This is a genomic window from Pseudomonas sp. KH_046_1, from assembly GCF_057839025.1.
The window spans coordinates 4,750,183-4,773,177 of the sequence record NZ_CM174481.1 but is presented as its reverse complement, the minus strand read 5'-3'; the positions used below and the strand labels follow the sequence as shown (position 1 = coordinate 4,773,177).

Annotated in this window: 24 protein-coding genes; 19 read left to right on the top strand and 5 right to left on the bottom strand. The window is 60.1% G+C overall.

What is annotated here, in order from left to right; translation table 11 throughout:
* Positions 1 to 101: 101 nt before the first annotated feature.
* Complete coding sequence (rne, locus tag AC3IT9_RS21805; protein WP_489271000.1) at positions 102 to 3,359, bottom strand: ribonuclease E; 3,258 nt, start codon at positions 3,357 to 3,359, stop codon at positions 102 to 104.
* Between the two features lie 702 nt (positions 3,360 to 4,061).
* Between rne and rluC the strand changes: the two genes are divergently transcribed.
* From rluC to AC3IT9_RS21790, 3 genes are read left to right on the top strand one after another with little or no spacing between them, the layout of a single operon-like run.
* The gene (gene rluC, locus AC3IT9_RS21800; protein ID WP_151214580.1) at positions 4,062 to 5,024 is read left to right on the top strand and encodes a 23S rRNA pseudouridine(955/2504/2580) synthase RluC; all 963 of its coding nucleotides are present in this window, start codon (positions 4,062 to 4,064) and stop codon (positions 5,022 to 5,024) included.
* Complete coding sequence (locus tag AC3IT9_RS21795; RefSeq protein ID WP_150758364.1) at positions 5,011 to 5,673, top strand: HAD-IA family hydrolase; 663 nt, start codon at positions 5,011 to 5,013, stop codon at positions 5,671 to 5,673. The genes rluC and AC3IT9_RS21795 overlap by 14 nt, the downstream gene beginning before the upstream one ends.
* A gap of 24 nt (positions 5,674 to 5,697) precedes the next feature.
* Entirely contained in the window at positions 5,698 to 6,687 is a 990-nt protein-coding gene (locus AC3IT9_RS21790; RefSeq protein WP_489270999.1) for a S49 family peptidase, read from the top strand.
* Positions 6,688 to 6,773: 86 nt separating this feature from the next.
* Here AC3IT9_RS21790 and AC3IT9_RS21785 read toward each other — a convergent pair whose 3' ends face one another.
* Positions 6,774 to 7,352: a Maf family protein gene (locus AC3IT9_RS21785; RefSeq protein ID WP_489270998.1), complete on the bottom strand. Its 579-nt coding sequence runs from the start codon at positions 7,350 to 7,352 to the stop codon at positions 6,774 to 6,776.
* Between the two features lie 105 nt (positions 7,353 to 7,457).
* Between AC3IT9_RS21785 and AC3IT9_RS21780 the strand changes: the two genes are divergently transcribed.
* The 16 genes from AC3IT9_RS21780 (at position 7,458) to AC3IT9_RS21705 (ending at position 20,781) form a co-directional block, all read left to right on the top strand.
* On the top strand, positions 7,458 to 7,985 hold the full coding sequence (locus tag AC3IT9_RS21780) for a YceD family protein (RefSeq protein WP_008050439.1): 528 nt from the start codon (positions 7,458 to 7,460) through the stop codon (positions 7,983 to 7,985).
* Positions 7,986 to 7,998: 13 nt separating this feature from the next.
* A complete protein-coding gene (rpmF, locus tag AC3IT9_RS21775) occupies positions 7,999 to 8,181 on the top strand; it encodes a 50S ribosomal protein L32 (RefSeq protein ID WP_003179396.1) in 183 nt (60 codons plus the stop codon).
* 4 nt (positions 8,182 to 8,185) lie between these two features.
* On the top strand, positions 8,186 to 9,196 hold the full coding sequence (gene plsX / locus AC3IT9_RS21770) for a phosphate acyltransferase PlsX (RefSeq protein ID WP_150758361.1): 1,011 nt from the start codon (positions 8,186 to 8,188) through the stop codon (positions 9,194 to 9,196).
* 125 nt (positions 9,197 to 9,321) lie between these two features.
* Positions 9,322 to 10,260, top strand: a complete 939-nt coding sequence (gene fabD, locus AC3IT9_RS21765) for an ACP S-malonyltransferase (protein WP_150726191.1) — start codon at positions 9,322 to 9,324, stop codon at positions 10,258 to 10,260.
* A 16-nt stretch (positions 10,261 to 10,276) separates the two neighbouring features.
* Positions 10,277 to 11,017: a 3-oxoacyl-ACP reductase FabG gene (fabG, locus tag AC3IT9_RS21760; RefSeq protein ID WP_007997043.1), complete on the top strand. Its 741-nt coding sequence runs from the start codon at positions 10,277 to 10,279 to the stop codon at positions 11,015 to 11,017.
* Between the two features lie 197 nt (positions 11,018 to 11,214).
* Positions 11,215 to 11,451, top strand: a complete 237-nt coding sequence (acpP, locus tag AC3IT9_RS21755) for an acyl carrier protein (RefSeq protein WP_003175607.1) — start codon at positions 11,215 to 11,217, stop codon at positions 11,449 to 11,451.
* Between the two features lie 108 nt (positions 11,452 to 11,559).
* Entirely contained in the window at positions 11,560 to 12,804 is a 1,245-nt protein-coding gene (fabF, locus tag AC3IT9_RS21750) for a beta-ketoacyl-ACP synthase II (protein ID WP_150726192.1), read from the top strand.
* Complete coding sequence (gene pabC / locus AC3IT9_RS21745; protein WP_151214583.1) at positions 12,804 to 13,619, top strand: aminodeoxychorismate lyase; 816 nt, start codon at positions 12,804 to 12,806, stop codon at positions 13,617 to 13,619. The genes fabF and pabC overlap by 1 nt, the downstream gene beginning before the upstream one ends.
* 3 nt (positions 13,620 to 13,622) lie before the next feature.
* A complete protein-coding gene (gene mltG / locus AC3IT9_RS21740; RefSeq protein WP_150726194.1) occupies positions 13,623 to 14,855 on the top strand; it encodes an endolytic transglycosylase MltG in 1,233 nt (410 codons plus the stop codon).
* A gap of 19 nt (positions 14,856 to 14,874) precedes the next feature.
* The gene (gene tmk / locus AC3IT9_RS21735; protein ID WP_353741411.1) at positions 14,875 to 15,507 is read left to right on the top strand and encodes a dTMP kinase; all 633 of its coding nucleotides are present in this window, start codon (positions 14,875 to 14,877) and stop codon (positions 15,505 to 15,507) included.
* Positions 15,500 to 16,486, top strand: a complete 987-nt coding sequence (locus AC3IT9_RS21730) for a DNA polymerase III subunit delta' (protein ID WP_150758278.1) — start codon at positions 15,500 to 15,502, stop codon at positions 16,484 to 16,486. The genes tmk and AC3IT9_RS21730 overlap by 8 nt, the downstream gene beginning before the upstream one ends.
* A 72-nt stretch (positions 16,487 to 16,558) precedes the next feature.
* On the top strand, positions 16,559 to 17,344 hold the full coding sequence (locus AC3IT9_RS21725) for a TatD family hydrolase (protein WP_489270997.1): 786 nt from the start codon (positions 16,559 to 16,561) through the stop codon (positions 17,342 to 17,344).
* Between the two features lie 342 nt (positions 17,345 to 17,686).
* Positions 17,687 to 18,325 (top strand): TetR/AcrR family transcriptional regulator, encoded by a 639-nt coding sequence (locus AC3IT9_RS21720; RefSeq protein WP_034149949.1) that lies wholly within the window; start codon positions 17,687 to 17,689, stop codon positions 18,323 to 18,325.
* 137 nt (positions 18,326 to 18,462) lie between these two features.
* The gene (locus AC3IT9_RS21715; RefSeq protein ID WP_126046963.1) at positions 18,463 to 19,431 is read left to right on the top strand and encodes a GTP 3',8-cyclase MoaA; all 969 of its coding nucleotides are present in this window, start codon (positions 18,463 to 18,465) and stop codon (positions 19,429 to 19,431) included.
* 164 nt (positions 19,432 to 19,595) lie between these two features.
* Positions 19,596 to 20,204, top strand: coding sequence for a DUF4823 domain-containing protein (locus AC3IT9_RS21710; RefSeq protein ID WP_489270996.1), 609 nt, complete (start codon positions 19,596 to 19,598; stop codon positions 20,202 to 20,204).
* Between the two features lie 16 nt (positions 20,205 to 20,220).
* Positions 20,221 to 20,781, top strand: coding sequence for a DUF1285 domain-containing protein (locus AC3IT9_RS21705; protein ID WP_353741407.1), 561 nt, complete (start codon positions 20,221 to 20,223; stop codon positions 20,779 to 20,781).
* Positions 20,782 to 20,862: 81 nt separating this feature from the next.
* Here AC3IT9_RS21705 and AC3IT9_RS21700 read toward each other — a convergent pair whose 3' ends face one another.
* From AC3IT9_RS21700 to AC3IT9_RS21690, 3 genes are all read right to left on the bottom strand, one after another.
* Positions 20,863 to 21,243, bottom strand: coding sequence for a Rho termination factor N-terminal domain-containing protein (locus AC3IT9_RS21700; protein ID WP_150726200.1), 381 nt, complete (start codon positions 21,241 to 21,243; stop codon positions 20,863 to 20,865).
* Between the two features lie 19 nt (positions 21,244 to 21,262).
* Positions 21,263 to 21,586 (bottom strand): hypothetical protein, encoded by a 324-nt coding sequence (locus tag AC3IT9_RS21695; RefSeq protein ID WP_150726201.1) that lies wholly within the window; start codon positions 21,584 to 21,586, stop codon positions 21,263 to 21,265.
* Positions 21,587 to 21,667: 81 nt separating this feature from the next.
* Positions 21,668 to 22,873: an MFS transporter gene (locus AC3IT9_RS21690; RefSeq protein ID WP_489270994.1), complete on the bottom strand. Its 1,206-nt coding sequence runs from the start codon at positions 22,871 to 22,873 to the stop codon at positions 21,668 to 21,670.
* Between the last annotated feature and the right edge of the window lie 122 nt (positions 22,874 to 22,995).

Here is a 22,995-nt window from a genome sequence, read left to right as displayed (position 1 = left end):
TTCGCGAGCAGGCTCGCTCCTACAAGGGATTGCTGTGAAGTCCGGATATAAAAAAGCCCCGCCTGGGATCACCAGGCGGGGCTTTTTAGTGGCCGATGGAATCAGACGAGAGGTTTAGGCTCGTGTTCTTTTTCCTGGGCTTGCTCGTGTTGCTCTACCGCTTCCTGAACGGAGCGCGGTGCTTCGTGGATCACCGACTCAACCGGCTCGGCAGCCACTTCAGCGGCCGGGGCAGGAGCTGCCTCAACCACTTCAGCAGCAACCGGTGCAGGCTCGGCAGCGACAACCGCTTCAGCTGGAGCCGCAGCGGCAGCCAGTTCAGCTTCCTTCTGCAGACGCTCGGCTTCACGCTTGCGACGACGCACTTCACGCGGGTCGTTAGGCGCACGGCCACTTGGCGTCAGGGCGCTGACAGGAGCAGTTTCGACTACCGGAGCAGGTGCTTCGGCAACGACCGGTGCTTCAACGACTGGCGCTTCAACCACCGGCGCTGGAGCCGGTTCCGCGGCGGCAACCACCGGCTCGGAAACCATGGCTTCAGCCACTGGGGTTTCAGCGGCAGGTGCAGCGGCTTCAGCGACGGCTGGCTCGGCAACCCAGTTGAATGCGGTTTGCTCTTCGCGAACTTCACGCACGGTTTCAGTCACGGTTTCAACAACCGCTTCTGCAGCCATAGCTGGTGCTTCTACCACTGGCGCTGGCTCGGCAGCCGCTTCAACAGCAGGCTGAGCTTCCGGCGCTGGCGCCACTTCGATTTCCGGCGAGGCGGTGATTTCGACCGGTGTGGTCGCTTCAACGACTGGCGCTTCAACCGGAGCTGCTTCCAGAGTCGCGGCTGTGGCGCGTTCGGCTTGCACGTTGGCTTCAGCTTCGGCTGGAGCGCTGATCACGCTGCTGGCAACGGCTGCGGTAACAGCCAGGCCGGCGGCCAGATCGGCAACGCTTGGTGCTTCAGCGTTTTCGCCGGACTCGGACTCTTCCGAACCTTCGATCACGTTGCCGTTGGCGTCACGCTGACGCTCGCGACGGTTGCTGCGACGACGCTGACCACGGGAGCGGCGGCGTGGACGATCGCCTTCGGCGCCTTCCTGACCGTCTTCCTGCAGTTGCTCTTCGTTGGTGACCAGTTCTTCTTCAGTGGCGGCTGCGGCAGCTTGTTCGGCACGTGGCTGACGTTCTTCACGCGGTGGGCGTGGAGCGCGTTCTTCACGTGGCTGGCGAGCTGGACGCTCTTCAGCGGTAGCAACGGCGGCTGGAGCAGCCGAAGCAGCCGGAGCGGCATCCAGAGGTTCGCGCAGTTCACGAACGCGCTCTTCACGCTCGCCACGTGGCTTGCGATCTTCACGCGGAGCGCGCGGTGCACGTTCTTCACGAGGCGCGCGTGGTGCGCGTTCTTCGCGGGCTACTGCCGGAGTTTCTTCGCGGGTCTCGCGAGGTTCGCGCACTTCCCGTGGCTGACGCTCTTCACGTGGCTCACGTGGTGCGCGTTCTTCACGCGGTGCACGCTCTTCGCGAGGCTTGCGCTCTTCATCGCGGCGACCGTTACGGTTGCGGCTTTGCTGGCGACCGTTACGACGCTCTTCGTTGCGGGCCGGACGCTCGGCGGCAGGTTTTTCAACCACAACCGGTGCGGCAGGCTCTTCCTTGGTGGCGAACAGGCTCACCAGCGACTTCACCAGGCCTTTGAACAGGCTTGGCTCCGGTACGGCGACCGGGGCAGGGGCTGGAGCGGCAACTTCGGTCGGCACCGGAGCGTTGGCGCGGGCCGGGGCCGTCTTGACCGCGGCTTCCTGGCGAACCAGGGTGCGGGTCGCAGCGGCTGGCTGGACTTCTTCGACTTCGGCAGCGGCCGCAGCGATTTCGTAGCTGGACTGGTTGGTCGCAGCTTCCGGGCTGTCATCACGCAGGCGCTGCACTTCGAAATGCGGCGTTTCGAGGTGATCGTTCGGCAGGATGACGATGCGGGCGCGGGTGCGCAGTTCGATCTTGGTGATCGAGTTGCGTTTTTCGTTGAGCAGGAACGCAGCCACCGGGATCGGCACTTGTGCACGAACTTCGGCGGTACGGTCTTTCAGGGCTTCTTCTTCGATCAGGCGCAGGATCGCCAGGGACAGCGATTCAACGTCGCGGATGATGCCGGTGCCGTTGCAACGCGGGCAGACGATGCCGCTGCTTTCGCCCAGGGATGGACGCAGGCGCTGACGGGACATTTCCAGCAGGCCGAAGCGCGAAATGCGACCGACTTGCACGCGAGCGCGGTCGGCTTCCAGGCATTCGCGGACTTTCTCTTCCACGGCGCGCTGGTTCTTGGCAGGGGTCATGTCGATGAAGTCGATGACGATCAGGCCGCCGATGTCGCGCAGGCGCAACTGACGGGCGATTTCTTCGGCCGCTTCAAGGTTGGTTTGCAGTGCGGTTTCTTCGATATCGCTGCCTTTGGTGGCGCGCGCCGAGTTGATGTCGATGGACACCAGGGCTTCGGTCGGATCGATAACGATGGAGCCGCCGGAAGGCAGTTCGACAACGCGCTGGAAAGCGGTTTCGATCTGGCTTTCGATCTGGAAACGGTTGAACAGCGGAACGCTGTCTTCGTACAGCTTGATCTTGCTGGCGTACTGCGGCATTACCTGGCGGATGAAGGTCAGGGCTTCGTCCTGGGCTTCAACGCTGTCGATCAGCACTTCGCCGATGTCCTGGCGCAGGTAGTCGCGGATCGCGCGGATGATCACGTTGCTTTCCTGGTAGATCAGGAACGGCGCGGAACGATCCAGCGAGGCTTCTTTGATCGCGGTCCAGAGTTGCAGCAGGTAGTCGAGGTCCCACTGCATTTCTTCGCTGCTGCGGCCCAGGCCGGCAGTACGAACGATCAGACCCATGTCAGCCGGGGCAACCAGGCCGTTCAGGGCTTCACGCAGTTCATTGCGCTCTTCGCCTTCGATGCGACGGGAGATACCGCCGGCACGCGGGTTGTTCGGCATCAGCACCAGGTAACGACCGGCCAGGCTGATGAAGGTGGTCAGGGCGGCGCCCTTGTTGCCACGTTCTTCTTTTTCGACCTGAACGATGACTTCCTGACCTTCGCTCAGGACGTCCTTGATGTTGACGCGACCTTCCGGGGCTTTCTTGAAGTATTCGCGGGAGATTTCTTTGAGGGGCAGGAAGCCGTGGCGCTCAGAGCCGAAATCGACAAAGGCAGCCTCGAGGCTTGGTTCGATGCGAGTAATCCGGCCTTTATAGATGTTGGCCTTCTTCTGCTCGCGTGCACCGGATTCGATGTCCAGGTCGTAGAGGCGCTGGCCATCTACCAGTGCAACACGCAACTCTTCGGGTTGAGTTGCGTTAATCAGCATTCTTTTCATGTAGTACCGTCGGTTTCCGGGCTGCCGGAAACGGCGTTCGGCACACACGACTTCTCACGGTCGGTGTCAGGTGCGTCGGGAGTGGTTGGCCATTTCCCGTGTCCAGCGAAGTCTGGCCAATGTGGGCCTTCATCGCGACGTACGCGTCCTGCTTGCTGTGGCTACTTAAGCACTCAGTCAGGAGGAGGAATCAACCAGCGGCTGTGGACGAGATGAAGCGTCTTGAGAAAGCCTGTTGCTACACAGTCCGGCGGTTGTGCATCTCCACCCTACACGTATCCCTGATAATTCGGGTGCTGCCGCGCGCAGAATCCGCAGCGGGTTGGCATTTACCGTGAGCTCCGATAGGGGAGGTCACGCATCATGGCTAATTTAGGCGTTGTTTCCGATGCCTTCGCTCGGGGTCATTCGCAACTGACTGCACTTTGTGAACTGGCCGTGAATATGGCTCGCAAAACGAGTGAAAAACTCTGCTTTGTGGCGTGATTCAGGCCTCATGTCACCTGCGCTCGTTACACCTGCAAACTCCACCGTTACGTAGCGAAAGCCCCGTAGGACGGCCTCGCGTCCTGGTGAATTGCGTTGGTCAGGGCCGGTTTTTGACCGTTGGTCCGCTGTCCAGGCCGCTTTTGGCGACGTTCGCGACTATAGCAGCAATGATTAAGTGCTTCAATTCCATAAAAAATTGTTATCATCCGCGCCATGACGACGACTACCCCCCCGACTCCAGGCGTACAACTGCTTGAGGTCTCGCCGGAATATGCCGGCCAGCGCATTGATAATTTCCTTCTCGCCCGACTCAAAGGCGTGCCCAAGACCTTGATTTACCGCATTTTGCGCAAGGGCGAAGTGCGCGTGAACAAAGGTCGGATCAAGCCCGAGTACAAGCTGCAGGCGGGCGACATCGTGCGCGTGCCGCCGGTTCGCGTGCCTGAGCGCGACGAGCCGGTACCACTGGCACAAGGCCTGCTGCAGCGGCTCGAGGCCTCGATTGTCTTCGAAGACAAGGCGCTGATCGTGATCAACAAGCCTTGCGGCATCGCCGTTCACGGCGGCAGCGGCTTGAACTACGGAGTCATCGAAGCCTTTCGTCAGTTGCGTCCCGATTGCAAGGAGCTCGAACTGGTTCATCGTCTCGATCGTGACACCTCCGGCCTGCTGATGATCGCCAAGAAGCGCAGCATGCTGCGTCACTTGCACACAGCCTTGCGCGGTGATGGCGTTGATAAGCGCTATATGGCGCTGGTTCGCGGTAACTGGGCATCCTCGATCAAGCAAGTTCGAGCGTCGCTCGGCAAGAGCAATCTGCGCTCCGGTGAGCGTATGGTCGAGGTCGATGAGGAGGAGGGCAAGGAGTCTGTGACCGTGTTCAAGGTCCTGCGTCGCTTTGGCGACTTTGCCACCCTGATTGAAGCCAAGCCGATCACCGGCCGCACTCACCAGATCCGCGTCCACACGTTGCACGCCGGGCACTGCATTGCCGGCGACACCAAGTACGGCGATGACGATTTCAGTAAGGAAATTCGCGATCTGGGCGGCAAGCGCCTGTTCCTGCACGCCTACATGCTGACCGTGCCGCTTCCCGATGGCGGTGAGCTGAAGCTGCAAGCGCCGGTCGACGAGATGTGGGCCAAAACCGTGGAGCGATTGAGTGCGCCCATCTGATTACAAACTGCTGATCTTTGATTGGGACGGCACCCTGGCCGATTCCATTGGCCGGATTGTCGAGGCGATGCACGTTGCTTCGCAGCGTTCCGGTTTTGAGCTGCGTGATGATCTGGCCGTCAAGGGCATCATCGGTCTGGGCTTGCCGGAAGCGATCCGCACCCTGTACCCCGAAATCGATGATGCCGAGCTGATCGCGTTCCGTGAGCACTATGCTGAGCATTACATTGCGTCGGAGGCTGTGCCTTCGCCGCTGTTCGAGGGTGTGGTCGAGTCGCTCGAGGCATTTCGTGCCGAGGGTTATCATCTGGCAGTGGCGACCGGCAAGGCCCGTCGCGGGCTGGATCGGGTGCTGAAGTCCCATGGCTGGGAGAATTACTTCGATATCACCCGCGCTGCCGACGAGACCGCCAGCAAGCCCCATCCGCTGATGCTTGAGCAAATCCTGGCCCATTGCGAGGTTCGCCCGGAACAGGCGTTGATGGTCGGTGATTCGTCCTTTGATTTGCAAATGGCGCGCAACGCAGGCATGGGCTCGGTGGCCGTCAGTTATGGCGCCCAATCGATCGATGCGTTGAAATTGTATGAGCCGCGACTGGCCATCGACCGTTTTTCAGAATTGCATGCCTGGCTCAGTCAGCGGGCTTAACCGGTTGTATTTGGGGTGGATGGCATGACCGACGAATGGAAGGCGCCCGCCAAGGCGAGCGCAGAGAGCGGTGACGACAAAAGCTGGAAGCTGCTGGAAAAGACGCTGCTGGCCAGCGTGCAGGAGCAGCGCCGTTCCCGTCGCTGGGGGATATTCTTCAAGTCACTGACTTTTGTGTATCTGTTCGGCGCAATTGCCCTGTTTTCGCCGCTGATGGATATGGAGAAGGCCGCTACCCTCGGTGCCAATTACACGGCGTTGATCGATGTGACAGGCATGATTGCCGACAAGGAGCCGGCCAGCGCAGACAATATCGTCGGCAGCCTGCGCGCGGCTTTCGAGGACAAGAAGGTCAAGGGCGTCATCCTGCGCATCAACAGCCCGGGCGGCAGTCCGGTGCAGTCGGGTTATGTCTATGACGAGATCCGTCGTCTGCGCGGCCTGCACCCGGATATCAAGCTCTATGCGGTCATTTCCGATCTGGGGGCTTCCGGCGCTTACTACATCGCCAGCGCGGCAGATCAGATCTACGCCGACAAGGCGAGCCTGGTCGGCTCCATCGGTGTGACGGCAGCCGGTTATGGTTTTGTCGGCACCATGGAGAAGCTGGGCGTCGAGCGTCGCACTTACACCTCTGGCGAGCACAAGTCGTTCCTCGATCCGTTCCAGCCACAGAAGCCGGAAGAAACCGCCTTCTGGCAGGGCGTGCTCGATACGACCCACAAGCAGTTCATCAGCAGCGTCAAGCAGGGCCGTGGCGATCGCCTGAAGGACAAGGAGCATCCGGAGCTGTTCTCCGGCCTGGTCTGGTCCGGCGAGCAGGCACTGCCACTGGGGTTGATCGATGGGTTGGGTAGCGCCAGTTCAGTTGCGCGGGATGTGATCGGCGAGAAAGAACTGGTGGACTTTACCGTTCAGGAGTCGCCATTCGATCGCTTCTCGAAAAAGCTCGGTGCTAGTGTGGCTGAGCATTTGGCGATGTGGATGGGTTTTAACGGTCCGTCGCTGCGCTGATCCGGCCTTAGGTCAAAAGATCGCAGCCTGCGGCAGCTCCTACGCTAATTCGTGTAGGAGCTGCCGCAGGCTGCGATCTTTTGCTATCAGGGGATTTGCACGCCTTCGGCCAGCAACATGTCGATCAGGCGAATCAGCGGCAGGCCGATCAGGCTGGTGGCGTCAGGTCCCTCGGTGCTGCGAAACAGGCTGACCCCCAGGCCTTCGGCCTTAAAGCTGCCTGCGCAGTCGTAGGGTCGCTCGGCGTGCAGGTAGCGTTCGATGCGGGGTGCGTCGAGTGTGCGCATGTGTACGGTGAATGGCACGCAATCGACCTGGCAGTGCCCGGTCTGGCTGTTGAGCAGGGCCAGACCGGTCAGAAATGTCACGCTGGCACCGCTAGCGGCCAGCAGTTGTTCGCGGGCTTTTTCGAACGTGTGGGGCTTGCCGATAATCCGCTCTCCCAGCACGGCGACCTGGTCGGAGCCGATTATCAGATGAGCGGTATGGCTGTCGGCCAGGGCGCGGGATTTCTCTTCGGCGAGGCGTTTGACCAGCTCGATGGCGGATTCGCCCGGGCGATGGCTTTCGTCGATATCCGGCGAGCTGCAAGTGAATGGCAGCTGCAGGCGGGTCAGCAATTCCCGGCGATAGGCCGAGCTGGAAGCGAGTAATAAAGGCAGCATGCGCAACTCCATAAGGCGTGTGCGAATTCTAGCGAGGCTTCCAAGTGACGGACAGGACTGAATTTCCTTTGACATGGGCGGGGGCATCCCTATAATGCTGCGCCTATGTTGAATGACCCGATTCCACCTCACGTTGACCCGCGCAAATTGGCTGATCGTGGCACCACCCTTCAAGGTGAAATGCTGCTGGCCGATTTGGAGAGACTCTGCGACCCGCTTTCCGACAATGTCGGTACGGTGCAGGCTAAATTCGTTTTTGAACGAGATGAACGTAAATCTGTGGTCATCCACAGCTTTATCGACACTGAAGTCAAAATGGTTTGCCAGCGTTGTCTTGAGCTGGTCACCCTGCCGATCCACAGCGAATGCAGTTACGCCGTGGTGAAGGAGGGTGCGAATACCCAGTCGTTGCCGAAAGGTTATGACGTGCTGGAACTGGGCGAAGATCCTTTGGATCTGCAGTCACTGATCGAGGAGGAGCTTCTGCTCGCCTTGCCCATTGTGCCTGCTCATCATCCGGAAGAATGCCAGCAGCCGGCGGGTCTCGATGAGCCCGAACCGAGCGAGGACGAGGTAACGCGGTCCAACCCGTTCAGTGTATTGGCGCAGTTAAAGCGTGACCCAAACGTTTAGGAGTTAATCAATTATGGCTGTTCAGCAGAACAAAAAATCCCGCTCTGCCCGTGACATGCGCCGTTCGCACGACGCTCTCGAGGCTAGCACCCTGTCTGTAGAAAAAACCACCGGTGAAGTTCACCTGCGTCACCACGTATCGCCAGAAGGCGTATACCGTGGCCGTAAAGTGATCGACAAGGGCGCTGACGAGTAATCACTTGTCCGCTCAAGTCATCGCGATTGACGCAATGGGCGGGGACTTCGGTCCCCGCAGCATTGTTCAGGCCAGCCTTGCTTGCCTGTCTGCTACACCCTCGCTGCACCTGACCCTCGTCGGTCAACCCTCCCTTCTTGAAGAATTGATCGCTGGCCATTCGGCTGTGGATCGCGCGCGCCTGTCGATTACACCGGCGAGCGAAGTCATCACCATGGACGAAAAACCCGCCCAGGCCTTGCGCGGCAAACCTGACTCATCGATGCGCGTTGCGCTTGAGTTGTTGCGTGACGGAAAGGTCCAGGCCTGTGTCAGTGCCGGCAACACCGGGGCGCTGATGGCGTTGTCGCGGTTCGTGCTCAAGACCCTGCCGGGCATTGACCGTCCGGCCATGGTCGCGGCGATTCCGACACAAAAGGGTTACTGCCAATTGCTCGACCTGGGCGCCAACGTCGATTGCAGTGCCGAGCATCTGTTGCAGTTTGCGGTCATGGGCTCGGTTGCGGCGGAAACCCTGGGCATAGTGCGTCCACGGGTGGCGTTGCTGAACATCGGCACCGAAGACATCAAGGGCAATCAGCAGGTCAAGCTGGCAGCGACATTGTTGCAAGGCGCCCGGGGCATCAATTACATCGGCTTTATCGAGGGCGACGGTTTGTACCGTGGCGAAGCGGATGTGGTGGTGTGCGACGGTTTTGTCGGCAACATCCTGCTCAAATCCAGCGAAGGTCTGGCGACCATGATTGCCGGGCGCATCGAGGCGTTGTTCAGGAAGAACGTGGCCTCTCGCGTGGTCGGTGCGTTGGCGCTGCCGTTGATGAAGCGTCTGCAGGCTGAACTGGCGCCTGCCCGACACAACGGTGCGAGCTTTCTCGGCTTGCAGGGGATTGTGGTGAAAAGCCACGGTTCTGCAGGGGTCCAGGGGTTTCAGAGTGCCATTGCGCGCGCCTTGATCGAGATTCAGGAGAATCTTCCCGAGCGCCTGCACGGTCGTCTGGAGGATTTGTTGCTTTAGGCGTTTTCGTCGGACAATGCTTAAATGTGACCGCTTGGTTCGATGGGCCATCCAACTGTCAGTTTCTTGCGTCCCCAAAGCGGGACGCCAACTCTCCGACGACAAGATCATTAGGGGCTTGTTACATGTCTGCTTCCCTCGCATTCGTCTTTCCAGGACAGGGTTCGCAGTCCCTCGGCATGCTGGCCGAGTTGGGCGCGCAACATCCGGTTGTCCTTGAAACATTCAAAGAAGCTTCCGATGCACTGGGTTACGACCTGTGGGCACTGACCCAGCAAGGGCCGGAAGAGCAACTCAATCAAACCGATAAAACCCAACCGGCCATTCTGACCGCCTCTATCGCCCTGTGGCGTCTGTGGCTGGCCGAAGGCGGTGCGCGTCCGGCTTACGTTGCCGGGCACAGCCTGGGTGAATACAGCGCGCTGGTTGCGGCAGGCAGTCTGAGCCTGGGCGATGCGGTGAAGCTCGTCGAGCGTCGTGGCCAACTGATGCAGGAAGCCGTTCCGGCGGGGCAGGGCGGCATGGCCGCCATCCTCGGTCTGGACGATGCCGACGTACTGGCAGCCTGTGCCGAAGCGGCGCAAGGCGAAGTGGTCAGTGCGGTCAATTTCAACTCGCCGGGCCAGGTGGTCATCGCCGGTGCCAAGGCTGCCGTCGAGCGCGCCATCGAAGGCTGCAAGGCGCGTGGTGCCAAGCGCGCCATGCCGTTGCCTGTCAGCGTGCCGTCCCACTGCGAGCTGATGCGTCCGGCGGCCGAGCGTTTCGCCGAGTCGATCGCCGCGATCGACTGGCAGGTCCCGCAAATTCCTGTGGTGCAGAACGTCAGTGCTGACGTGCCTGCCGATCTTGAAACCCTCAAGCGCGATCTGCTTGAGCAGCTTTACAAGCCAGTGCGCTGGGTTGAATCGGTCCAGGTGCTGGCCACCAGGGGCGCGACCCAACTGGTCGAATGCGGTCCGGGCAAAGTGCTGGCCGGTCTGAACAAGCGCTGCGCCGAAGGCGTGTCGACATCCAACCTCAATACCCCAGACGCTTTCGCTGCCGCCCGTGCAGCGTTGGCCTGAATCAGGAGAAGCTTGCATGAGTCTGCAAGGTAAAGTTGCACTGGTCACTGGTGCAAGTCGTGGCATCGGCCAGGCTATCGCCCTGGAACTGGGTCGTCAGGGCGCCATCGTCGTGGGTACCGCGACCTCCGCGTCGGGTGCTGAGCGCATTGCCGCCACCCTGAAAGAAAACGGCATCCAAGGCACCGGTCTTGAGCTCAACGTCACCAGCGACGAGTCCGTGGCTGCAGTCCTGGCGAGCATTCAGGAGCAGTTCGGTGCGCCGGCGATCCTGGTCAACAATGCCGGTATCACCCGCGATAACCTGATGATGCGCATGAAAGACGACGAGTGGCACGACGTTGTCGATACCAATCTGAACAGTCTGTTCCGCCTGTCCAAGGGCGTTTTGCGTGGCATGACCAAGGCGCGTTGGGGCCGAATTATCAGTATTGGTTCGGTTGTGGGTGCCATGGGCAACGCAGGCCAAGTAAACTACGCTGCCGCCAAGGCCGGTCTGGAAGGTTTCAGCCGTGCACTGGCGCGTGAAGTCGGTTCGCGTTCGATTACGGTAAACTCGGTGGCCCCAGGGTTCATCGATACCGATATGACCCGTGAACTGCCCGAGGCACAGCGTGAAGCCTTGCAGACGCAGATTCCGCTGGGTCGTCTGGGACAGGCTCAAGAGATCGCGTCCGTGGTCGCTTTTCTTGCGTCGGACGGTGCGGCTTACGTTACCGGAGCTACAATCCCGGTGAACGGCGGGATGTACATGTAATTCAAATGTGACGGATTGCTTCAAAAAAATGTCATACGAGCTGTCTAAAATCCGTTATAAAGCTGCAATCTATTTTATAGGCATAGGGTCACCGGGTTTGAGGAGTGAAGCTTTCAGTTGAAAAACTGAAAAGCCTTTCTATACACTTACCCACTGGCCAGCTGCCTGAATTTGTCCATTAGGAGTGAAAACAAGGTATGAGCACCATCGAAGAGCGCGTCAAGAAAATCGTTGCTGAGCAACTGGGCGTTAAAGAAGAAGAAGTGGTCAACACTGCTTCCTTCGTTGAAGACCTGGGTGCCGACTCCCTTGACACCGTTGAGCTGGTGATGGCTCTGGAAGAGGAATTCGAGACCGAAATCCCTGACGAAGAAGCCGAGAAGATCACTACTGTACAAGCTGCAATCGACTACGTTACTAGCCACCAGGCGTAATAGTTTGTAATCGTTGCTCGCTGTCATGGAAAAACCGCACTGCCATCACGGCGTGCGGTTTTTTCTTTAGGCCTGATGCAAAGTCGTCATTTGAAAAAGGAGAGTGCTGTGTCGCGTAGACGCGTCGTAGTCACCGGTATGGGTATGTTGTCGCCACTGGGCACGGATGTGCCGAGCAGCTGGCAGGGCATTCTGGCTGGCCGCAGTGGCATTGGTCTGATCGAACACACCGACCTTTCTGCCTATTCCACCCGTTTTGGCGGCTCGGTAAAGGACTTCAATGTCGAGGAATACCTGTCGGTCAAGGAAGCCCGCAAGCTCGACCTGTTCATTCAATACGGTCTGGCCGCAGGTTTTCAGGCGGTACGCAATTCCGGTCTGGAAGTCACTGACGCCAACCGTGAGCGTATCGGCGTGGCCATGGGCTCGGGTATTGGCGGTCTGACCAATATCGAAGAAACCGCCCGCACGCTGCACGAGACTGGCCCACGTCGGATCTCTCCGTTCTTCGTGCCAGGCTCGATCATCAATATGATTTCCGGTTTCCTGTCCATCCACCTCGGTGCACAGGGACCTAACTACGCCATCGCCACGGCCTGTACCACCGGTACCCACTGCATTGGCATGGCGGCCCGCAACATCATGTACGACGAAGCCGATGTGATGATTGCCGGCGGCGCCGAGATGGCGGCCTGCGGTCTGGGCATGGGCGGCTTCGGTGCCTCCCGCGCGCTGTCGACCCGCAACGACGAGCCGACCCGCGCCAGCCGCCCATGGGACAAGGGCCGTGATGGCTTTGTATTGTCCAACGGTGCCGGTGCGCTGGTGCTGGAAGAGCTCGAGCACGCCAAGGCCCGTGGTGCGACCATCTATGCCGAGCTGATCGGCTTCGGCACCAGTGGCGATGCCTACCACATGACCTCGCCGCCAGCCGATGGCGCGGGTGCTGCGCGCTGCATCACCAATGCGCTGCGCGATGCTAAAATCAATGGCGATCAAGTGCAGTACATCAACGCCCACGGCACGTCGACTCCCGCAGGCGACCTGGCCGAAGTCAATGCGATCAAGTCGGTGTTCGGCGATCACGCCTACAAGCTGGCCGTCAGTTCCACCAAGTCCATGACCGGTCACCTGCTGGGTGCGGCGGGCGCGGTCGAGGCGATCTTCAGCGTGCTGGCAATCAACGGCCAGGTAGCGCCGCCGACCATCAACCTCGATGAGCCGGACGAAGGCTGCGATCTCGATTTCGTGCCGCACACGGCGCGCAACATGGATATCGATGTGGTCGTTTCCAACTCCTTCGGATTTGGCGGCACCAACGGCTCGCTGGTGTTCCGCCGGTTCGCAGGCTGATGGACAGCTGGGTCGACGGTCAGCCGGCTGACGCTTTGTCGCTGAAGGATCGCGGCCTGGCTTATGGCGATGGTCTGTTCGAGACCATCGCCGTGCGCAATGGGCAGCCCGTGTTGCTGGACCGGCATCTGTCGCGTCTGGCGGATGGCTGCTCACGCCTGGCGATAACCACCGAGCATGGGCTGATCCGCAGCGAACTGCTGGCCTACGCCGCGGCACTGGGTGACGGGGTGCTAAAGCTCATCCTCACCCGTGGCGACGGTCTGCGCGGTTACGCCCCCGATCCTTCGGCCCAGGCCCGACGCATTCTGCAAGGCAATCCACCGGCGGCTTACCCAGCCGCGCATGGCGAGCAGGGTGTACGTCTGTTTCCCTGCGTCACGCGATTGTCCAGGCAGCCATTACTGGCCGGCCTCAAGCACCTGAATCGTCTTGAGCAAGTCCTCGCCCGTGCCGAATGGCAGGACAGCGAGCATGCCGAAGGCTTGATGCTCGATCAGGCCGGGCGCGTGATTGAAGGCGTGTTCAGCAACTTGTTCCTGGTGCGTGATGGCGTGCTCATCACCGCTGACCTCAAGCGCTGCGGCGTGGCAGGCGTGATGCGCGCCGAGATATTGTTTCAAGCCAAGTCGCTGGGAATCCCCACGCAAATCACTGATATCCCCCTCGAACAGCTGCAATGGGCTGACGAAGTCTTTGTCTGCAACAGCGTGTATGGTATCTGGCCGGTGCGCGCCTATGCTGCTCTTCACTGGCCGGTTGGGCCGCTCACCCGTAAACTCCAAACCATTGCCCGTGTGCTACTGGATGCTTGATACGTGAGACGTAAACTCTTGCTGCTGCTGGAAACCGGAGTGGTTCTGGCAGGGCTGCTGATGGGTGCTTCAGCCTGGAAAATTCATTCGGCGCTGGTACAGCCGCTGAACATTGCCCAGGAACAATTGCTGGATGTGCCCAAGGGCACCACACCGACCCGCACCTTATACCGACTCGAAGCCAGTGGCGTCATCAAGGACGCATTCTGGCTACGGGTGTATTGGCGCTTCAACCTCGCCAAACAACCTCTGCACAGTGGTGAATACCGCATTCAACCTGGCATGACTGTCGAAGGCCTGATTGACCTGTGGAAACGCGGGGAAATGGTTCAGTACAGCCTGACCCTGGTCGAAGGCTGGAATTTTCGTCAGGTCCGTGCAGCGCTGGCCAAGGAAGAGAAGCTCGATCATAGCCTCAACGGTTTGAGCGATAGCCAGGTCATGGACAAGCTCGGCCACACCGGGATTTTTCCGGAAGGGCGCTTCTTCCCTGACACCTATCGTTATGTGCGGGGCATGTCCGATGTCGAGGTGTTGAAAACCGCTTACGACCGCCTCGATGAAGTGCTCGCCAAGGAGTGGGAAAAGCGCGCTGCCGATACGCCGTACACCGAACCCTACCAGGCGCTGATCATGGCTTCGCTGGTGGAAAAGGAAACCGGTGTGCCACAGGAGCGCGGGCAGATTGCCGGTGTGTTTGTGCGGCGCATGGCGATGGGCATGCTGCTGCAGACCGACCCGACGGTGATCTACGGCCTCGGCGACCGCTACAGCGGCAAGCTGACCCGGGCTCACCTCAAGGAATCGACGCCCTATAACACCTACATGAATGCGGGCCTGCCGCCGACGCCGATTTCCATGGTCGGTCGCGAAGCCATCCATGCGGCGCTCAATCCGGTGGAGGGCAACAGCCTTTACTTCGTGGCGCGTGGCGATGGTACTCACGTGTTCTCCGACGACCTGGATGCCCACAACAATGCCGTGAAGGAGTTCCAGCTCAAGCGTCGCGCCGATTACCGCTCCAGCCCGGCACCCACTGCCACGCCAGAGACATCGCCGACCCAGACTGAACAAAACGGTACGCAGGAGGCCAAGGCTTCGCAGGAGCTGGCACCGATCCCGGCCGCTTCACCGAACACGGCTCCCGAGGCGCTGCCGCAGGTGCCGGCGCAAGATCCTGCGCCAGCCCCTGAAACGCCCGAACCCGATGCAAGCGCACCGAAAAGCCCGCAATGACTCTGACTAAGGACTGCCTGTGACTGGCTTGTTTATTACTCTGGAAGGCCCCGAAGGCGCCGGCAAGAGCACCAATCGCGAATACCTGGCCGAGCGCTTGCGCGCCGCCGGCATCGAGGTAGTGCTGACCCGCGAGCCGGGTGGCACGCCGTTAGCCGAGCGCATCCGTGAAGTGCTGCTGGCTCCGGTCGATGAAGTCATGAACCCGGATACCGAGTTGCTGCTGGTGTTCGCGGCACGTGCCCAGCACCTGGCCGAAGTGATTCGCCCGGCGCTGGCCCGCGGTGCCGTGGTCCTGTGTGATCGTTTTACTGATTCGACATATGCTTACCAGGGGGGCGGTCGCGGCTTGTCGCTGGAGCGCATCGCGACCCTGGAAACCTTCGTCCAGGGCGATCTGCGCCCGGACCTGACGCTGATTTTCGATCTGCCTGTCGAGGTCGGCCTGGCCCGCGCCAGCGCTCGTGGTCGTCTGGATCGCTTCGAGCTCGAAGGCCGGACCTTTTTCGATGCCGTGCGCAGTGCCTTCCTCAAGCGCGCCAAGGCGGATCCGGCGCGTTATGTGCTGGTCGATGCTGCCCAACCGTTGGCAAAGGTCCAGCAATCGCTGGATGCCTTGCTGCCGCGCCTGCTGGAGTTGAGCCGTGGCTGAGGCTTACCCGTGGCAGGAAAACCTCTGGCAGCAACTGGCCGGTCGCGCCCAGCATGCGCACGCCTACCTGCTGCATGGCCCGGCGGGAATCGGCAAGCGGGCACTGGCCGAGCGCTTGATGGCCAGCTTGCTGTGCCAGCGCCCGAACGCGCTGGAAGCCTGCGGAGAATGCAAATCCTGCCTGCTGCTCAAGGCTGGCAGCCACCCGGATAACTACATCCTGGAGCCGGAAGAAGCCGACAAGGCGATCAAGGTCGATCAGGTTCGCGACCTGGTCGGTTTCGTGGTGCAGACCGCGCAGTTGGGCGGGCGCAAAGTGGTGCTGATCGAGCCGGCCGAGTCGATGAACATCAACGCCGCCAACGCCTTGCTCAAAAGCCTTGAAGAACCGTCCGGCGATACCGTTCTGTTGCTGGTCAGCCATCAGCCGAGCCGTTTGTTGCCAACCATCAAGAGTCGCTGCGTGCAGCAGGCCTGTCCGCTGCCGGGCGAAGCCATGAGCTTGAAGTGGCTGACCCAGGCGTTGCCGGAGTGTTCCGAAGACGAGCGCGTCGAACTGCTGACGCTGGCCGCCGGTTCACCGCTGGCGGCGGTCAATCTCCAGGCCCAGGGCGTGCGTGAACAGCGCGCACAAGTGGTGGAGGGGGTGAAGAAACTCCTCAAGCAACAGCAGTCGCCGACGCAACTGGCCGAAGAATGGAAAAACATTCCGATGTTGCGCCTGTTCGACTGGTTCTGCGATTGGTCGAGCCTGATCCTGCGCTATCAGTTGACCCAGGACGAAGCCGGCCTTGGCCTGACCGACATGCGCAAGGTCGTGCAATACCTGGCGCAGAAAAGCGCCCAGGGCAAAGTCCTCGATATTCAGGACTGGATCCTCGCCCAGCGGCAGAAAGTCCTGAGCAAAGCCAACCTCAACCCGGCCTTGCTGCTGGAGGCATTACTGGTGCAATGGGTGTCGTTGCCTGCCCAACGATGATTGTCTGCGCCTAGACTCTGAGTATCAGAACATCCGACCGTCCCACCCATTCGATACAAGTTGCAGCCCTTTATGCTCGTAGATTCCCATTGTCACCTTGATCGCCTCGACCTGACCGCCCACGACGGCTCCCTGGATGCTGCCATGGAGGCTGCCCGGCAGCGTGGGGTAGGGCACTTTCTGTGTATCGGTGTCAGCGTGGACAACGCGGCCGACGTCAAGGCCCTGGCCGAACGTTATGACGATGTCGACTGCTCGGTGGGTGTGCACCCTCTGGATGTGCAGCCGGGTGCCGCGCCAGCGCTGGACTGGCTGTTGCAGGAACTCAATCACCCGCGCGTGGTGGCGATTGGCGAAACAGGCCTGGACTATCACTACGAGCCGGAAGCGGCAGAGTTGCAGCAGGAATCGTTCCGCCTGCACCTGCAAGCAGCGCAACAGACCGGCAAACCGGTGATCATCCATACCCGTGGCGCCCGCGCCGATACCCTGGACTTGCTGCGTGACGCGGCGCTGCCCCAGGCGGGCGTGCTGCATTGCTTTACCGAAGACTGGGATATGGCGAAGGCCGCGCTGGACATGGGCTATTACATTTCTCTGTCCGGGATTGTCACTTTCCGCAATGCCGACGCGTTGCGCGATGTGGCCAGCAAGGTGCCGGCCGACCGCTTGCTGGTGGAAACCGACTCGCCGTACCTGGCGCCGATTCCCTATCGCGGTAAGCCAAACCTGCCGCAGTACGTGCGTGAAGTTGCGGAATTTCTGGCAATGTTGCGCGGTGAACCCTACGAGCGGTTTGCCGAGCAGACCACGGCGAATTTCAAGCGACTGTTCCCGCTGGCGCATGTAAAAGGTTAAATCGCAGGCAAAAAAAACCCGGGTTCTGGGGGGTGAATCCGGGTTAAGACCATTAGGAGTAAAACAATGGCACGCGGTCCGTTGGTACCAATATCGGCGTGACACTTGGGGGAGATGCCCCGCCGACAGTTCAAGTATTGATCAGGATTGCGCCTCGTCCAGTTTGGCGGCCAGGGTTTTTAAACAAATTTGGAATACGTGCGCTTCGGAAGAGTTCTCATCACCCTGTAAACGTGCGCGAAATGACCAGAAAGCGCAGATATGGTCGGATGATCCGTGCATTTTTGCGCAAGTTAGGCATAATACGCGGCTTCGAATTTTGACCCCGACAGACCTTTTCTTATGCATAAAGAACCTCGTAAGGTCCGTGAATTCCGTCGCCGCGAGCAGGAAATTCTCGATACCGCGCTCAAGCTGTTCCTCGAACAAGGTGAAGACAGTGTCACCGTCGAGATGATTGCTGATGCCGTCGGTATCGGTAAAGGCACGATCTACAAGCACTTCAAATCCAAGGCGGAAATCTATCTGCGCCTGATGCTCGACTACGAGCGCGATTTGAACGAGCTGTTGCATTCGGCCGATGTCGACAAGGACAAGGAAGCCCTGTCCCGGGCCTACTTCGAATTCCGCATGCGCGATCCACAACGTTATCGCCTGTTCGACCGCCTTGAAGAAAAAGTGGTCAAGGGCAACCAGGTGCCGGAGATGATCGAGGAGCTGCACAAGATCCGTGCCTCGAACTTCGAACGCCTGACCCTGCTGATCAAGGGCCGGATCAGCGAAGGCAAGCTGGAAGACGTGCCACCTTACTTCCATTACTGCGCGTCCTGGGCGCTGGTACACGGTGCCGTCGCACTGTATCACTCGCCGTTCTGGAGCAATGTGCTGGAAGATCAGGAAGGTTTCTTCCAGTTCCTGATGGACATCGGCGTGCGCATGGGCAACAAGCGCAAGCGCGACACCGACACTCCCAGCAGCTGAGCCATTCAGTTGCCTTATTGCGCCATGATTTCGCTACTTGGCGCAGTGCCGCAGGAATATACTCAGGTAGAGGACTTGCTAAAACTTGATTTCTGAGTCAAGTTTTAGCGGCCCGATATTCTTCCGCCGGAGTGACCATGATCGTTGACCGTCAAGGCAGGCGTTTTCGCAACTTGCGAATCAGTCTGACCTCAGCCTGCAATTACGCCTGTACCTACTGCGTGCCCAACGGCAAGCGTCTGGTGGCTGCGCAGGATGAATTGTCGGCCGAAGCCATGGCGCGCGGTGTGGCTTATCTGATTGAAGCGGCGGGCATCGAGCGTCTGCGCATTACCGGCGGCGAGCCGCTGGTCAGCCCGAAACTCGAAGCGTTCATGACGGCGGTCGGGCAGATGGGCCTGGAAGATATCAGCCTGACCACCAATGGCCAGTTGCTGGCGAAGAAGCTGCCGCTGCTGGTGAACGCCGGCATTCGGCGCCTCAACGTCTCCCTCGATACCCTTGACGCCAGCGCGTTCCGCGGCATTGCCCGGGGCGGCGACCTGGCCACGGTGCTCAACGGCATGAACGAGGCCAGTGCGGCCGGCATGAAGATCAAGGTCAACATGGTGCCGCTGCGCGGACAGAACCTCGATCAAGTGATGCCACTGCTCGACTACTGCCTGGAGCGCGGTTATGAACTGCGTTTCATCGAGCTGATGCGCATGGGCCACCTGGCCAACGACTCCAATGCCTTTCTGCAACAGTTCGTCAGCCTCCAGCAATTACTGAGCCTGATCGGCGAGCGCTACGAATATCTGCAAGCCGACGCGCCTGTCGATGCGACGGCCGTTCGCTATGAAATTCCCGGCCAGGGTTATTTCGGCGTGATCGCCAATGAGAGCGTGCCCTTCTGCCGGACCTGTTCACGCTTGCGTTTATCTTCCACCGGGTGGCTGCATGGCTGCCTGTCATCGAGCAATCGCCATTACATCGGCGACCTGCTGGACAAGCCGCGCCATCAAGCACTACCGGCCTTGCAGCGGTTGCTGGTGAAAGCCTTGGGGGACAAGCAGGAAGTGGCGTTCTCTGGTGGCGCGACTGTGATGAAAATCATCGGTGGCTGATCATTCTTCATCGCGAGCAGGCTCGCTCCCACATTGAAATGCAACCCTCTGTGGGAGCGAGCCTGCTCGCGATGCGATCTGAGTGTTGGTGAGCGGGAGCTGGCGCGGAAGCTGCATCCTACGGCCATTCGCCGGTTTTCCGACACCGGCCTCTGGAGGATAGGATGCGTAGCCTGGTTTCGCTGCTGGCCGTTTTGGCACTTGGTGGCTGCATGAACGTCAGCGATATGGCCGAAGGGACTCGTTACCATATGAACGATGCGGGATTGCTCGATCACAGCGACAGCCATCGCGTAAACAACCTGCGCATTCAGCCGGACTCGTTCGTCTACATCGCCCAGGGTGCTTTCATGCCGCCAGGCAGCGCCGTCTACCCTCGGCCCAACGTGATTGCCGAAGTCGCGTTCGAGGGCTTCGTCGAATACTTCCCGATGGTCCGCCGTGCCCGTACGCCGGAAGGCCTCGACCAGGCCATGGGCGAAGCCCGTGCCGCCGGTGCGCACTATCTGCTCTACACCCGGTTTTCCCAGTCTGACGACCGTATCGGTAACTCGGACGAGTGGCTGGATCAGGAAGCCCTGGATCGTCTCGGCATCGACAGCGGTATGATTCAGATCATGTTGATCGAGACCAGCACCCAGTATTTGATTGATACTGCAACCATCAAGAGTCGTGGCGGTTTACTGACGTTCCACGATAAAAAACCCGAAGACCTGATGGGCCCGCCGCTGGAACAATATGCGCGCAGCCTGCTGGGGCTCAGCGACCAGTAATTTCAAGGAGAACGCCATGAGTGGCCCGCAAAAAGCCAACGACCTGCTGGGGCAAATCCCCAAGACCAAAGGCTTGCCGCCGGTGCACCTGTGGAATCCCGATTTCTGCGGCGACATCGACATGCGCATCGCCCGCGACGGCACCTGGTATTACCTGGGCACGCCGATCGGGCGCAAGCCGATGGTCAAGCTGTTCTCCACCATCATTCGCCGCGACGGCGATGATTATTTCCTGATCACTCCGGTAGAAAAGGTCGGCATCAAGGTCGACGATGCGCCGTTCGTGGCGATTGCGGTGGACGTGGAAGGCGAGGGCCAGGCGCAGGTGTTGCGCTTTACCACCAACGTCGATGAAACCACCGAGGCCGGCGCCGGGCATCCGATGCGCGTGGTCATCGACCCGGTAACGCAGGAGCCAGCGCCTTACGTGCACGTGCGCAGCAATCTTGAAGCGTTGATCCATCGCAACGTGTTCTATCAGTTGGTGGAGCTGGCGGTGAGTCGCGAGATCGACGGCCAGCGCTGGCTCGGTGTATGGAGTGGCGGCGAGTTCTTCCCCATTGGCCTTGAGCCCTGACGCATCACCCTGTGGGAGCGGGCTTGCTCCGGGCGGCGATCCGACGATGAGGCCATCAGCTTCAGCACAAAAAAGTTGGCTTTAACCCGCCTTGCGCAACGCCTCGATCAACTCCTGCTTGCGCATCCCCGATCTTCCCGGAATGCCCTTGGCCCGGGCTTCCTTCCTCAAGCTATCGACCGTCTGGGTTTCTCTGGAGGCCGTGCTGCCACGTGAGTGCCCCTCACGAGTGGCCACCGCCCGACGTGCCGATTCCTTGCGATCTGCCGATTTTGCACTGGCCGGTTTCTTGCGTCCCGAACCGCCGGCCCGCTCGCCGCCGCCGGACTGTTTGTTGACTGTCGCCCAGGCGCGGGCCTCGGCTTCGTCCTTTGAGACGCCTTTGCTTTCGTAACTGTCTTCGATGTGTTGCGCCTTGCGCTTTTGCTCGGCGGTGTACTTGGTTTTGCTTCCACGAGGCATGGGATTTCTCCTGGCTTCATTATTGGCTCAAATTGCTTTCCTCGTCCTCGGTGGTGCTTGAGCCGAGGCCACCACTGCCGGGTGTTTTTTTGTCCGGCAGGTTCGTTCCGCCCTGACGTCCCGCGTCATTGCCTTTAATCCGAGGGTCGGTGCCGGTGGCGGGCGGCAGGTTATGGTCGATTGTCGTTCCATCGGTGTTCATGCCGGGAGCACTCTGGATGGCGGGGGCCCTGGGTTTTTCCACCGGATTGGTCGGGCCGGTGCTCGAACCGATGGTCCCGGCGAAGGAGGCTGCGGACAAAAGCCCAGTGAGAACGAGGGTGGTCAACCTGGACAGGGTCATGGCGGTGTCTCCAACGAGTAGAGTCCTTACCTGATTAGTCCGCCCTCGATCCGGATGGGTGCATTATCAGCGACGAACGGCTCAGGCCTGCTCCAGTGCCCTGACCGCTGTGGCCCTACGCCAGATCAACCGGCCCAGGGTGATCAGCCAGTTGAGCGAGGCAACTGCCAACACCGTGAGCAACAACGTGGGCATGCCTTGCTCGACGATGATTTTCCCGGCCAGCAATGGAAAGCCGAACACGCCAATGAAGTACGACAGGCTGAACAGCAGCAAGGATTGCGCGGTGGTGCCGTTCGGCGCTTCATTGGCGGCCAGGCCGTTGATCACCGAGTAGGTCAGGCCATAACCGATCCCGAGCATCACCGCCGCGAGCACGTAGCTGAAGCTGCTGTCAACGACAAAACCGAACATCACGATCGAGGCCAGCATCAACCCCGAAAGCACGCACGACGCACGGAATGGATCGCGCTTGACCACGAACCCGGCAACCAGCATGCGGCCGCTGATCGCCGCGCTCATGAAACCGAGGAAGAAAAGCGAATAGTCGAGTGAGTGCGCCGCCGCGTAACTGGTTTGAAAACTCGACAGACCACCGAACACGCAGCCGCCGAGACCGACCATGATGATCGGGAACACCGCCCTGGACGACAGCACCTGACCCGCTGCACGCCAGGAAATCCGCGACACACTGCCAGATTGCGCGGGCGCTTGTTTCAGTTGTCGATCCAGGCGCCAGAACAGCAATACGCCGATCAGGCTGGCCAGCGCCGCCAGGTAAAACGCCGCCGTCAGCGGATAACCGAGCGCACTCGCCGCGCGGCCGAGCAACGGGCCACTGCCGATCCCGGTCATCATGCTGCCTGACAGCAGGGCGAAGTATTTGGCGCGCTGCGTGGGTGTCACAAGACTTGCCACGATGATCGGCCCCAGGGTGTAGAACACGCCCCAGCCCAGGCCCAGCAGCAGCCCGAAAAACAACAGCAGGTGACCGAATCCAGGGGTCAGGGCGAAGCCCAGGCTGGCGACTACCAGCAACACACCGAACAGCGCCACCGATCGGGCGGCACCGAGCAGGTCGGACAAATGACCGGAAACAATCACCGCCGCAAAGGTGCTGAGCATCGCCGCCGAAATCACATTCCCGGCGTCGTGTTCGTTACCGCCGCGAGAACCAATCAGCAATGAGAGCAAAAACGTCGAACCGTAGGACAACGACAACAGGTAACTGGCGAGGCAGAACAGGCCGAACAGCTTGCTTGAAACTGGAGGTGTTGCGGTAGACATGACGCGGTTCCTTGACCGGCTAAATGAGCTGCGCGGCTATCTAACCACGCAGTGACCGAATGTTAGGTCCGAGGTTATCGATTCCAGGGTTAGTTGTGGCCGGAGTAATGAGCGCATTTGTG